This window comes from Paenibacillus sp. 2KB_20 (genome assembly GCF_052115765.1).
In the GTDB taxonomy this organism is placed as follows: Bacteria; Bacillota; Bacilli; order Paenibacillales; family Paenibacillaceae; genus Paenibacillus_AQ.
The window spans coordinates 65,717-78,360 of sequence record NZ_JBFRHH010000009.1; the positions used below are offsets into that span (position 1 = coordinate 65,717).

General features: G+C 46.3%; 13 protein-coding genes and 1 other annotated feature. Of the genes, 10 read left to right on the forward strand and 3 right to left on the reverse strand.

What is annotated here, in order from left to right:
- The first annotated feature begins 248 nt into the window (after positions 1-248).
- The 3 genes from AB4124_RS23725 (at position 249) to AB4124_RS23735 (ending at position 2,127) form a co-directional block, all read left to right on the forward strand.
- Complete coding sequence (locus AB4124_RS23725) at positions 249-1,103, forward strand: MBL fold metallo-hydrolase (protein ID WP_430107199.1); 855 nt, start codon at positions 249-251, stop codon at positions 1,101-1,103.
- A gap of 215 nt (positions 1,104-1,318) precedes the next feature.
- Positions 1,319-1,594 carry a hypothetical protein gene (locus tag AB4124_RS23730; protein WP_441974379.1) on the forward strand — a complete coding sequence of 92 codons (276 nt, stop codon included), beginning with the start codon at positions 1,319-1,321 and terminating at the stop codon, positions 1,592-1,594.
- Positions 1,489-2,127, forward strand: coding sequence for an inositol monophosphatase family protein (locus AB4124_RS23735; protein ID WP_441974482.1), 639 nt, complete (start codon positions 1,489-1,491; stop codon positions 2,125-2,127). The genes AB4124_RS23730 and AB4124_RS23735 overlap by 106 nt, the downstream gene beginning before the upstream one ends.
- Positions 2,128-2,215: 88 nt before the next feature.
- Here AB4124_RS23735 and AB4124_RS23740 read toward each other — a convergent pair whose 3' ends face one another.
- Together AB4124_RS23740 and AB4124_RS23745 are read right to left on the reverse strand one after the other, a co-directional pair.
- Positions 2,216-3,085 carry a cation diffusion facilitator family transporter gene (locus tag AB4124_RS23740; RefSeq protein WP_430107203.1) on the reverse strand — a complete coding sequence of 290 codons (870 nt, stop codon included), beginning with the start codon at positions 3,083-3,085 and terminating at the stop codon, positions 2,216-2,218.
- Positions 3,086-3,311: 226 nt separating this feature from the next.
- Complete coding sequence (locus tag AB4124_RS23745; RefSeq protein ID WP_441974380.1) at positions 3,312-5,258, reverse strand: GTP-binding protein; 1,947 nt, start codon at positions 5,256-5,258, stop codon at positions 3,312-3,314.
- Between the two features lie 281 nt (positions 5,259-5,539).
- Here AB4124_RS23745 and AB4124_RS23750 point away from each other — a divergent pair, with 281 nt between their 5' ends.
- From AB4124_RS23750 to AB4124_RS23765, 4 genes are all read left to right on the forward strand, one after another.
- Entirely contained in the window at positions 5,540-5,983 is a 444-nt protein-coding gene (locus AB4124_RS23750; protein WP_441974381.1) for a GNAT family N-acetyltransferase, read from the forward strand.
- 238 nt (positions 5,984-6,221) lie between these two features.
- Entirely contained in the window at positions 6,222-6,986 is a 765-nt protein-coding gene (locus AB4124_RS23755) for a metallophosphoesterase family protein (RefSeq protein WP_441974382.1), read from the forward strand.
- Between the two features lie 41 nt (positions 6,987-7,027).
- Positions 7,028-7,516, forward strand: a complete 489-nt coding sequence (gene infC / locus AB4124_RS23760; RefSeq protein ID WP_076326055.1) for a translation initiation factor IF-3 — start codon at positions 7,028-7,030, stop codon at positions 7,514-7,516.
- Positions 7,517-7,603: 87 nt separating this feature from the next.
- Positions 7,604-7,862, forward strand: a binding site (T-box leader).
- A gap of 78 nt (positions 7,863-7,940) precedes the next feature.
- Positions 7,941-9,623: a glutamine--tRNA ligase/YqeY domain fusion protein gene (locus AB4124_RS23765; RefSeq protein WP_441974383.1), complete on the forward strand. Its 1,683-nt coding sequence runs from the start codon at positions 7,941-7,943 to the stop codon at positions 9,621-9,623.
- Between the two features lie 113 nt (positions 9,624-9,736).
- On the opposite strand, the gene AB4124_RS23770 is transcribed toward AB4124_RS23765, so the two are convergent.
- Positions 9,737-10,600, reverse strand: coding sequence for a pentapeptide repeat-containing protein (locus AB4124_RS23770; RefSeq protein WP_441974384.1), 864 nt, complete (start codon positions 10,598-10,600; stop codon positions 9,737-9,739).
- A 356-nt stretch (positions 10,601-10,956) separates the two neighbouring features.
- Here AB4124_RS23770 and AB4124_RS23775 point away from each other — a divergent pair, with 356 nt between their 5' ends.
- From AB4124_RS23775 to AB4124_RS23785, 3 genes are read left to right on the forward strand one after another with little or no spacing between them, the layout of a single operon-like run.
- A complete protein-coding gene (locus tag AB4124_RS23775) occupies positions 10,957-11,382 on the forward strand; it encodes a DMT family transporter (protein ID WP_441974385.1) in 426 nt (141 codons plus the stop codon).
- Between the two features lie 52 nt (positions 11,383-11,434).
- The gene (locus AB4124_RS23780) at positions 11,435-12,136 is read left to right on the forward strand and encodes a Crp/Fnr family transcriptional regulator (protein WP_076326059.1); all 702 of its coding nucleotides are present in this window, start codon (positions 11,435-11,437) and stop codon (positions 12,134-12,136) included.
- 40 nt (positions 12,137-12,176) lie between these two features.
- A complete protein-coding gene (locus tag AB4124_RS23785; protein ID WP_339272726.1) occupies positions 12,177-12,635 on the forward strand; it encodes a DMT family transporter in 459 nt (152 codons plus the stop codon).
- The last annotated feature ends 9 nt before the right edge of the window (positions 12,636-12,644 follow it).

Genomic DNA, 12,644 nt, shown 5'->3' on the forward strand with positions numbered 1-12,644 from the left:
GACTCCTGAGCACCATAACTGCATAACGAGCAGTCGGCCGCTAAGTGGGTGGTCGAAATAAACCGTTACCGTAGAGAGGGCGGTCTAAATCTTTTTATAGGTAAGAAGCGCATAAATGTGGATGATTAATAGAAAAGGGAGGCGATTCCATTGGTAAAAAAATAATATGAGAAAATCTATATGTTTTATTTAAAATAGCATGCAGATTTTCTCTTTACTATTAAAACTTAATGAAGAGGAGATTGAACATGTTAAATAAATTAAGTGAATCGATCTATTATTTATCTAACCAAAATGATAAAGAAAGACCGACCTTAGGGCTAGTTTGCGGAGATACATATAGCCTTGTCGTAGATGGTGGGAATTCCATTCAACATGCGAGAGAGTTTTTACATGAAATAAATAAGCTACATGTTCCCCCTATTAAATATTTGGTCATAACGCATGCTCATTGGGATCATTTCTTAGGGATGAATGAATACAATGCAATGATCATTGTTAATGATTTAACCCATCAAAAAATGAATGTTTGGAGAAGCTATTCGTATGATGATCATTCTCTTAATGCCTATGTAGAATCTAATAATATGTCTTTACAATGTAAGGAGATTATACAGAAGGAAATACCAGAGAGAGAGTCATTCAAATTAAACGCTCCAGATATCGTTTTCAAAGGATCTCTCCATATTGATTTGGGTAACAAAACTTGTATGATTGAAACAATTAGAAGTACGCACACGGATGATTCAACGGTTGTTTATATACCGGATGAAAAAGTCATCTTCTTAGGTGATAGTGTTTATGGTACAACTACAAATTCATTATTTCATTATAAAAAATCTCAATTAATGCCGATGATCGAAGATATTCAAAAATATGATGCTAGTCATTTCTTACTTGGTCATGAATCCATTTGTGATCTCGATGAGATGAATCAATTTTGGGAAGATCTTACCTTAAGTAGTAGAGCCGCCAATTCAACATCATTAGATCAATGCATAGAGTATTTTGAGAAAGAGAATCATAGAACCCCTCAAGGAGATGAGCTTTTCTTCTTAAAGGCGTTTGTTAATGATGAAATATTAAAATCACAGAAGAAATAAGGAACACAACTAAGTATAGTTAACCGCATAAAGAGTAGTCGATCACGTAAGATGGTCGGAAAAAGACCGTTCTCCTAGCCAGGGCGGTCTTTTTCTTTTCCATTGTAGGCGGGAAATGCCAAAATATAACATAACGAACTTGAATATTTGAATTGAGTTATTCCGTTGATAGCGTCGATGTTACTTAACATTTTTCAAAGGGAGCGGATCAGCGAATGAAAGATAAAGCACTTGAATGGGCAATCTTCGCAGAAAAGATAGTTCGCTTAGCCGGGAAAAAAATCACGAAAATACAAACTCAGTCTCTTATAGAAGTTACATATAAAAATGCAGGGGAACTTGTACTTCTGCAGATTTTGCTTCTGACCAGATTATTCGTGAGGCAATTACTAGTGCTTACCCGGAACATGGTATTCTTTCCGAAGAAAACACCGATGGATTTGGGACTAAAAATAACTTTGATGGTCCTCTTTGGATTATTGATCCTTTAGACGGAACGGTAAACTATGCACATCGCCTTCCTCATTTTGCTATTTCTGCAGCCATAGCAGTTGATGGCATGGTTTGGGCAGGGGTTGTGTATGCTCCTGATTTGGGTGTTACCTACGTAGGAATTCGGGGAAAAGGTGCTTTTTGTAATGGTAAAGAACTTCAAGTTCCTCGATCCGGATCCTTGACAGACTCGATTATCGGTACTGGTTTCCCGCATGATAAAGAAAAAGTACATCCGGCTCTTGCAAGAGTTAATCTCTTAACTACTCATTGTAGAGACATCCGACGTTTCGCTGCTCCGACAATAGATATCTGTTATGTGGCATCCGGACGACTAGACGCACATACAGAAAGCTTAGCTCCATGGGATGTCGCAGCAGCAGGTCTCATCGCTCGTGAAGCTGGAGCAATTACAGGCCATGTCGGTGTGGTGCCGTCGGGTTATCCTCCTGACTTATATGGAGAAGAAATAGTTTGCGCTAATCCTGCTATATATGAAGAGCTTCTTTCATTGCTTCGTTCACGAGTTTAACTATTATTTAAAAACGCTTGAAAGGTCCGGCCATAGGATTGTGGCCGGACCTTCTTTGTTGGTTATATCACTTGGTAATGTTGCAGGTTTAACTCGGTTCTATATGAACATGTACGTCATAAACCCCGTGTGTTTCTTTTAGCTCGTGTTCCACCTGCTCAGAAATATCATGGGCGACCCGGATATCCAGATTCGACCTGACCAGGATGACGATGTCGACAACCGTGTTGCTGCCATAATTCCTTGCCCGAATGTCTTTGACACCCTTAACGCCAACCACTTGTTTTACGGTTTCTTTGTAGTCTTTGACAATGTTTTCATCGAAGCCATCGGTTAAATGATGAGAGGCATCGCGGAATATATCCCAAGCGGTTTTACATATCAGGAAGCCTACCAGTACGGCGGTAAGCGGATCGAGCCACGGGAGATGAAATTGAGCGCCGATGATACCCACAACCGTACCGATGCTTACCCAGGCATCCGAGAGATTGTCCTTTGCCGCTGCCATTACGGCTTGACTGTTTACTTTGGAGGCCAGGCGCTTGTTATAGCGGTAGACCAAGTACATCACAATGGCGCAGACAATGCCGGTCCATGCGGATATGAGATCGGGCGATTCATGGTTTCCTTCAAACATGGAAGAGACGGCCCCGAACAAGACCTGGATCCCGACGGCCATCATAATAAAAGAGGCGATCAAGGAGGCTACCGTTTCCGCTTTCCAGTGACCGTATGGATGATCCCGGTCCGCAGGTTTTTGCGATAATCGCAGTCCGATCAATACAGCAATGGACGCCACGATATCTGTAGCATTATTTAAACCGTCCGCCCGCAGGGCCTCGGAGTTCGCGGTGTACCCTATCAATAATTTAATTGCAGATAAACAGATATAAGCAATGATACTGATGATGGCACCTTTTTCACCCAATTTTAAATCATGATAACGTTGTTGTTCCAAATCTAGCCGACTCCTTCCGCACGCCCAAAAAATAGTACCTGACTATATTACCAAGCAGAGCAGGGGTGGGTCTAGAGCAACGTTTTTTCCTATCACTTAATAAGTGACAAGGGGCAAAAAGAGTTGCACCAGACTAAGAAAGATAGAGTGACGCTAGGATTTTAAGCACATCAAAATAGCGGGCGAGACCATCTCTCGGCACCGCTATGGATTGATACATATGTTCTTACATGATCTTGTTCAAATGAAGCATATATTCACCGCGATTTAGCGGGTTGACTTGTCTCCGTTTATTCACAGGGACGGTGGCTTGCACCTTCACGTAGCCTCCTGGTTTTACGGAGAGCATGCCCTCACCGCTTGTTAGAGAATGGACTTCGGCTTTCAGCAAGTCGGTCGTCCGCACGGGGATGGTACCATGAATGTGGACGGCATGGTTGTGGAATGTGGGTTCCTGATAGGTCCCTTCCAGTGCCGCCAATCTGGATAACGCTTTGCTCAAACTGGTTTCCGGCAGAATGAATTGGATCACGTTTATGGGCTCATATACTTCCGTTCCGGCTATGTTGAGCGCAGCCATGAGGACGAGCGGGGTCAGACTGCGAAAATCCTTTGCCGTCGATACCGGACTTGCGTAGCCGGTATGCGTCAGCGTCACCATAATATCGGTCACGGACCATCCATACAGTCCCTCTTGCAGCACCTCAATCACAGTATCTTTAATCGCTTTCTGAAAGGATAAGGGGAGGGAGCCCAGCTCCACTTCCAGTCGATAGTGAAGTCCGGTTCCTCTCTCGCCAGGTTCGACTCGTAAGCCAACCGTTGCATAAAAAGGACACTCGCCCATATATTCAACAGCCTCTCCCATCGCAACAGGCTTCTCGATACAAATGACCCGCGGAGCTGAAAATACAGCTTCGATGCCGTATTGCTGCTGAATCGTTTCCAGCAGAATTTCCTGCTGGACTTTGCCGAATACGTGGATGATATGTTCCTTGGTATTTGGATCCTGGATATATTGCAGGAACGGATCCTCTTCAGTAAGATCGCTTAAGGCAGTGTAAAGTTGATGCTCCTCCGCAGGATTCTTGGCTGACACTTGGACTTGTATCGGCGGCTTCTGAAAATGGACCAGCCTCATCCTGTCGGATACAGCACCGATGACGTCGCCCACTTTGAGTTCATCAGTAATGAGAATCGCAATGTCACCGGCATCGATCTGATTCACCGGAATGGATTTGCCATCATCCAGAGCATGTAGGTGTTTCACCTTGAACATGGTGGTGTTTCCGTTCTGCGTGATCACCTTAATCTCATCACGTGCCTGGATACTGCCTGCGAACAGCCGGAGGTAGACGTTACGTTCCCCATTCGGAAGTTTGATGACTTTGAACACCAAGCCGGATAACGATTCATGCTGAAGCTCCGAGGCGTCATTTACGGGGAAACATTCACCAAGCGCATGAAGCAGCGGCTCGATGCTGATCCCTTTGGCTGCTGATCCTGCAAAAAGGGGGTATACTTTACCTTGCTGGGTTTGCCTGTGTAATTCCTCCTGCAACCGTTCGCGAGATATGGGAATATCCTGAGCATAGTCGTTCAGCAGATCGTCATTGGTCAGTGCCAACATTTCGACCCACCCGGCGTTATGGGGATCGGCCACATCCACCCGAACGGCTGCGCAGCCTTCCTGAGTTACAGAGCTCATCTCGCAAATATGTTCATCCAGCAGATTACGTATCATGGTAGAGACTTTCTCGTAGTTTGCGCCCATTCGATCGATCTTGTTCATGAATAGAACGGTGGGAATCCCTTGTTCTTTCAGTGTTTGCATGAGCACCCGCGTCTGGGCCTGTACGCCCTCAACCGCGGAAATGACCAGAATGACGCCATCCAGCACACTTAGTGAATGCTCGACCTCCGAGATGAAATCGGCATGTCCTGGCGTATCGATCAAGTTGATTTTTAGATCGCCCAGCATGAACGATACCGCAGCGGACTTTATCGTGATGCCTCGTCTGCGTTCAATGTCCAGCGAATCCGTGATGGTATTGCCTTGGTCTACGGAGCCCGCTTGATCAATAATTCCGGATCTAAACAGGATTTGCTCCGTTAGTGTGGTTTTACCGGCATCAACATGGGCCAAAACCCCAATATTCAATATTTTCTTCATATATAATAACCCTCATTCGTTTCATTGTTAGTTGTCCTTTTCGTTGGTTGTTATAGTTGAATTGCCGCATAAAGATCGCCTCCATGAAAAATAAAGTTACTTCTAGTTTATCCATTAAGAGATAATCGGAATATGTAATAAATACTTATAGTCATTCATTATCTTGTTCTCTACCCTTCAACGTGCAGCGTCATATTTGAATTTACATATTTAATACCGTGAAAAATGGTCGGCATTGGATTAGGATAAAGGCATACACCATATATGAAGGAGTCTTGCATTTGATAACACTTCATGCCATAGATAAGGACAATTGGGAGGATTGCATTCGTCTTAAACCGAGACCTGAACAGGAAAAGTGGATCGCCCCCAATCTATATTCAATAGCGGAAGCTCAATTCATGGAGGGCTTCGAAACGCGTGCGATCTACCATGATGAAGAGATGATCGGATTTGTAATGTATGGTCTGCACCCGCACGATGATAACTATTGGATTTACCGGTTTATGATCGACGGTAAGTTTCAGGGACTGCATTATGCCAAACCCGCGATTCGTTTGGTTCTCGAGGAGATTCGGACCTCGCCGGATACAACGGACGATGTTATGCTATGTTACAAACCCGAGAATGAGCGTGCAAAAAGGCTATATTCCGAAATTGGATTTAAAGAAGCCGGGTATGCCCCCTGGGGAGACGTGATGGCTAAATATCGTTTAATAAAATAGGCTATAAATAGAAAAGCCGTGCATTCAACCATTTCCTATGGCAGAACGCATGGCTTTTTAGCTCGATTCTTTGTGGAGGCGGATGAATTTGGACTGTACACGAGTGTTTTTTCACCAATAGCGGAGGTTTGCCAAGAGAAAGGAAGTTTGGTTCCTCACAAGGCGTAGCTCCGAATTCAAGTGCGTGTTGATATGAAGGAGAATATGCTATTATACCTAAATAGCAAAGTTGCTCGGAATGGAGGGGACTACGATTCGAATATTAGCGATTAGCGACATTCATGGCTGCTACGATGAATTCAATCAGTTATTGTCTGACGTGCAGTACAATCCTGATAAGGACAAGCTGATCTTGCTCGGGGATTATGTGGATCGCGGATTAAGAAGCAGGGAAGTCATTGAGCAAGTGATGGAATTGCGGGATGAAGGTGCCATCACTCTTCGGGGGAATCATGATCAGATGATGCTGGATGCCATTTTGCTTGATACGGATGAAGTGAACTCACGCTGGATTCGCAATGGAGCTCGACATACGATTGAAAGCTACTGCGGCGCCGATTTTTTTGAGGGTGAAATGGATCGCGCCAGATATAACGAAGGTAAAGCCTATATTAAAAAAAAGTTCGAGCATCATCTATCTTTTCTTGATACGCTGGCCCTCTATTATGAAACAGACACTCACATATTCGTGCATGCAGGAATCAATCCGGGTGTTGATGACTGGAAGTTGCAGCCTCATCATGATTTCATCTGGATTCGCGATCCGTTCTATAATTATCCAACAGGCCTTAACAAAACCGTGGTGTTCGGGCATACGCCGGCCATGAACTTGCATGATTCGGAGGGGATTTGGTTCTGTGAAGAAGGGGACAAAATCGGTATCGATGGAGCGTGCGTGTACGGTAAACAGCTTAACTGCCTGGAAATCACGGAAGAGCAGGAATATCGAACGCATATTGTTCGGTTCATGCACAGTGATGTGAACGTAGAGGAAGAGCAATAAAATAAACGAATACATACTCTCGATAGGAGGATCTATCCACTATGTTAATTATGAATGAAAAGATAAAAGCTCGCGAAGTAGAGCTGACCGGCCTAAACGGCGAAGATCTGGGAGTTGTCTCCAGGGATGAGGCGCTTGCGCTGGCGAAAAGTCACAAAGCCGATTTGGTGTGTACCTCGCTATTCAGCAGTCCCCCGCCCTGCAAGCTCGTCAGCCGGGGGCAGGCGAAGCAGGAGGCCGTGATAGAGAAGAAGGGCCAGACAGCTTCATCAAGTCCGGTGAAAGTAAAGGAATTCCGCTTGTCTGTACATATTGAAGAGCATGATTATGACACCAAGCTGTCGCAAATGCATAAGCTGCTGGAAGCGGGCAAAGCTGTCCAGCCCGTTATTCGCATTCAGGGCAAGGAGGGCGAAGCCGCTCGCAAGCTGCTTGAGCGACTCGTTCAAGATCTGGCTGAGGTAGGCAAGAAGGAGACGGGCATTCAGGTCAGCGGCAAGCAGGCTACCGTGAAGCTGCTGCCGATCTAAGCTGACGGAACGCATATTCAGGCGTTTCATTTTAGTGAGGTTCCATGGTTTACTTTTTTATATTTAGATGATACTATGGATCAAATTGTAAACGCCATGAAGAGAAGAGTAGATGAGCAGGAATCCCCACAGAGAGCTCCGGTAAGCTAAAAAGGAGTTGGAAGCCATTCATTGAACCAAGTCTCTGAGCGGCGCATCGGAACTTATGGATAAGGGATGGTGCGACAGGAGCTCCTGTTACAGAGCTAGGGTATAAGCGATCGCGTGATGGCCGTACCCGAAAAGGCTGGTATCGTGAGATATCGGCAAATAGGGGTGGCACCGCGAAACCAATCTCGTCCCCAAGACTTATGTCTTGGAGACGGGATTTTTTTGTTTTTTACGGAGTTACGGCAGAAAAAATCAACGTAAGGAGGAGTCAGGTATGAGCGAGAACAAAAACAATGTAGAAGAAACGGTGGATTTTTTGACCAAGATGATCAAAGAGGATGTAGACAACAGCGTGTACCACAGGCCGGTGGCTACGCGATTTCCGCCGGAGCCCAACGGTTATCTGCATATCGGCAGCGCCTATGCGATTTACATCAATCATTCCATCGCCAGCCGGTTCCATGGGACTTTCAATCTTCGGTTCGACGATACGAATCCACTGAAGGAAGATATCAAATACATACATGCGATTCAGGAGGATATCGAGTGGCTCGGACTTAAGCCGGACGTTTATTTCGGGTCGGATTATGCGCATCAAATCGCTGAAGCGGCCAAGAAACTCATAGCTAAAGGGAAGGCTTACGTCTGTGATCTCACGCCTGAACAAATGACGGAATACCGGGGGACGCTGACAGAAGCTGGCATCAACAGCCCTTTTCGGGAGCGCAGCATTGAGGAGAATTTGGCGTTATTTGAGCAAATGATCGCAGGGGCATTTCAACCATCGGAAAAAGTACTCCGAGCCAAAATCGATATGTCTTCCCCTAACATGAACCTGAGAGATCCAGTCCTGTATCGTGTCATTCATGCGGAGCATTACCGTACGGGAACAACGTGGTGTGTATATCCGATGTACGATTTTGCCCATCCGATCCAGGACTGGATCGAAGGAATTACCCATTCGTTATGCTCAGCCGAGTTTAAAGATCATCGCCCGTTATACGAGTGGGTGCTTACGGAACTGGAAGTGACGGAGCCTCCGAAGCAGCGGGAATTCGGAAGATTGAATATCTCGGGATACGTTACGAGCAAACGATACCTGAGGGAGTTGGTGGAGGGAGGTTTTGTCGACGGATGGGATGACCCCAGACTACCTACGTTAAAAGGATTACGGCGGCGAGGTGTGACACCTGAGGGTATCCGTCGTTTCCTGGGAGAAATCGGGGTGTTTCGCGGCAACAGCCTGGTGGACTCGGGCATGCTCGATCATTATATCCGTCAAGACTTGAAGGAACGGTGTTATAACGCGATGGCCGTCATGAGGCCGCTGAAGGTGATCATCACGAATCTTTCAGAAGATTGCACCGAGATGCTTGTCATACCGAATCATGAAAGTGACGAAACATTGGGTGAGCGGGAGGTTCCTTTTTCACGAGAGTTGTACATCGAACAAGAGGATTTTATGGAGGAGCCCGTTCCCGGATTTCACCGGTTATCCCCTGGCAAGGAAGTGCGTTTGAAAGGAGCCTACTTCATCCAATGCGAACATGTCGTGAAAGATCCGGCAACGGGGGAAATCATGGAGATTCACTGCACGTATGATCCACTAACGAAGAGCGGGAGCGGATTTAATGAGCGGAAGGTGAAAGCAACGCTGCATTGGGTGTCTGCGAAGCACGGGATTCCGGCGGAACTTCACTTGTATGATAAGCTGCTGAAGGAATCAGCCGAGTTATCAGAATCGGATAACGTTTGGAAGGATCTGATGAATCCCGAATCGTTGATTCGAATCGAAAACGCCATACTGGAGGCTTCCATGCTGGAAGCGACGATGAACCGTACGTACCAATTCATCAGACACGGATATTTCTGCGTGGATTCCAAATATACGACAGAACACAGGCTGGTGTTTAACCGTATTGTTCCTTTGAAGGATTCATGGAAGAAGCGCGCTTAAAGTCGTTGAGTATGAAGCATTTGGCTAATACTAAAAAGCCGGGAGCAAGTTAGCTGCCGGCTTTTTAGTGTTTATAGTAAATCATCATCTCTTCTTTCCTAATATATTGAGCGTTAACGCGTCCAATGTCCCGGTTGAGATAAGGAGGGGGGCAGCTTGGTGCTGGCGTCTCCTTTCGCTGCGTTAACCTGGAATTGAGTAAGGAAGAGGCTGGTTGCTAGATTGGCCCCCCTAAGGTCTGCGTCCCTGAAATCGGCACCGATCAGATCGGCAGCCCGCAGATCGGCTCCTCTGAGGTCCGCGGCAATGAGATAAGCGCCTCTCAGATTGGCGTATCTCAGGTCTGCTCCCTTTAGCTTTGCTCCCATCAGGTCAGCACCGCGCCCCCCGATCTTTTGACGCACGGGTGGCCCTTTATGCTTCTTGCGCGCATCATTTCGCACAAGTTCACTGGTTCGGAGAAGCAGCTGATTCACTTCTGCCCGATGAGCTGCCACATCCAGCTGTAACAGGGATTCGGGAGGAAGCTGAGTCAATCGACTCGTCTCTTGCAGCGACAATCTCAGATCGGTATGAATGTCTTGAGCCGGTTGCAAAGTCAGGGCTTCGTTCAGATACCATAACAGCTCGTGAAGCTGTCGCATGATCGGGAATACGTCGAACATTTCTTTTGCTGTCCCAGGGGCCTGCCGCCAGTCGCGTCCGTTATAGGTGACCTGTGAAACCATTTGACCTGCTCCAAAGCAGTCGTATACGGTGCAGCCTCTCATACCTCGCTGCCTCAAGCTGCTGTGCACACCGCAGCGGAAGTCGGATTGCAGATGGTGACAAGGGGTTCCGCCGTCTTTGTCCATGGCAAAATCCGTTGAGGCGGCGAAGGGTAAAGCGACGCAGCATAATCCAAAGCAGCGTTCGCAATCCGCTTGTAATTGTAATCCGCCCTGTTCATCGGGGACTTGTTCTTGTTTGTCTAGCATAACGTTAGAGGAGCTCCTTCCAAGTCGGTGTTACGTCAATGAGTGACATCTAGTTATATTTTAAAACAAAATGATCATAGAGTCCTACATGCAATCTTGGTTTAAACTGTTTTATACCTCGGGAATGGGTTAAAATCATAACCCCCCGATGCTATAATGCATCTTAAGCTGCCAAGGAAATTCCGGCAGCTTTTTGTATGTTATATGCAAAGCCAACCGATAGTATATAATGAAATTCGTGTCTATGGACATCGCTTTATTTGGAATTTACGTCATTTCAGGACATATGTCCTTTCCTGAGTTTGGGGAATTAACTTTTAATAGTATACAGACCTATAGAAGAAGGAGTATGTATCGTGAGAGGAATCTTATTTGCATTCATTGGCGGTGCCTGCATTACGCTGCAGGGTGTGGCCAATGCCCGGATTAGTCAGGATATGGGCACCTGGCAAGCTGCCGCGATTACGCAGTTGACCGGATTTATTATGGCCTTCATTATTCTGCTGTTCGTTCGCGACGGAAGCAGACAAGGATTTGGACAAGTGAAGCCGCTCTATCTAATCGGAGGAGCCTTGGGGGCGCCCATTATATTCAGTGAGGTGACTGCGATTCAGAACATCGGTGTTACATTAACGATATCCGCGTTATTGATCGCCCAGTTATTCTTAACGTTCCTGATTGACAGCAAGGGATGGTTCGGTGTAGTGAAAAAGAGAATGAGCTTGCCTCAATTCATCGGGATCGGGATGATGATCGCTGGTGTCGTGATTATCAAATTATAATGTGGAACCAAGCGGTTCTTGAGATGGAGTGTTCGGGAAAGGAGAGAGGGACGTGAAGGAAATTCATAATGCGGAGCTCATGCAGCATCTTTTGCTGAGCAACCAGATCCAGTCCGTATTTCACGATGATTTAATGCCTTATCTGGTGTTATATCACTATGATCAGGGCGACATCGTCTGCACGCAAGGCGAGCCGGCCGATATGCTGTATATCCTGGTTCAAGGGAAGATTAAAATCTTCACGACCTCCGCGGAAGGCAAAGCGCTTGTTCTATCTTTCAAAACACCGCTTGAGGTGATCGGAGATATTGAATATATTCAAGGCAATCCGTTGATTAATACGGTACAGGCCGTATCATCTGTCTATATGATCGGCGTGCATTATCGCTGGCTTCGCAAATACGGACAGGAGCATCCGCCGCTGCTTCAATTTATGCTGCGGATCATTACGCGGAAATTTTATATTAAATCCAATTTCTTGAGTTTCAATTTGCTTCATCCGGTGGAGGTACGACTGGCTAGCTATTTACTGTCCGTTTCAGAGGCGGAGTCGGATACGTTCGCTACCAAAAACCCGGCCGCGTTCAACCTGACCGATATCGCGAATCTGCTTGGAACCAGCTATCGGCATTTAAACCGGGTGATCTTGAAATTCAGTCAGGAAGGGCTGATCGAGCGTCACAAGGGGTACATTCTGATTAAAGACCGGGATGCGTTAACGAATGTAGCGGGAGGCAATATTTACGAAGAATAACACACGGTGATGATGAAACATGAAGTAAGGGAGATGGAACATGTTAGCAGGATTGGTATTGGCACTCATCGCGGGTTCAATGGTTAGTTTGCAGAACATTTTCAATAATAGAGTGAATGAGAAGACAGGCTCCTGGTCTACAACGACGTTGGTGTTAGGCATGGGCTTCGTGGCTTCGTTCGGCATGAGTCTTGCTGTAGAAGGCAAGGGGACGTTCGCCATTCAAAACATGGAGCCTTGGTACTGGATTAGCGGGTTGATTGGGGTCGGCGTGGTGATTTGCCTGGTGCAGGCGACAAGGCTGCTGGGTGCCACATTCGCCATTTCGATTGTCATGACCTCGCAGCTCGGTTTCGCATTGTTGTGGGATTCCTTGGGATGGTTAGGGTTAGAGAAGGTTCCGTTTACAATGAACCAGTTGATCGGTGTTCTTGTGATTGTCGGGGGGATACTGGTATTTAAATTAGGCGGGAAACGGGAACAACAAGGGACGGCTTAGCATGAAGTT

Excerpts from the sequence above, each read along its gene's own strand:
- AB4124_RS23725 (WP_430107199.1), top strand. The coding sequence starts at position 249 with ATGTTAAATAAATTAAGTGAATCGATCTATTATTTATCTAACCAAAAT.
- AB4124_RS23730 (WP_441974379.1), top strand. The coding sequence starts at position 1,319 with ATGAAAGATAAAGCACTTGAATGGGCAATCTTCGCAGAAAAGATAGTT.
- AB4124_RS23745 (WP_441974380.1), bottom strand. The coding sequence starts at position 5,258 with ATGAAGAAAATATTGAATATTGGGGTTTTGGCCCATGTTGATGCCGGT.
- AB4124_RS23755 (WP_441974382.1), top strand. The coding sequence starts at position 6,222 with ATGGAGGGGACTACGATTCGAATATTAGCGATTAGCGACATTCATGGC.
- infC (WP_076326055.1), top strand. The coding sequence starts at position 7,028 with ATGTTAATTATGAATGAAAAGATAAAAGCTCGCGAAGTAGAGCTGACC.
- AB4124_RS23765 (WP_441974383.1), top strand. The coding sequence starts at position 7,941 with ATGAGCGAGAACAAAAACAATGTAGAAGAAACGGTGGATTTTTTGACC.
- AB4124_RS23770 (WP_441974384.1), bottom strand. The coding sequence starts at position 10,600 with ATGCTAGACAAACAAGAACAAGTCCCCGATGAACAGGGCGGATTACAA.
- AB4124_RS23785 (WP_339272726.1), top strand. The coding sequence starts at position 12,177 with ATGTTAGCAGGATTGGTATTGGCACTCATCGCGGGTTCAATGGTTAGT.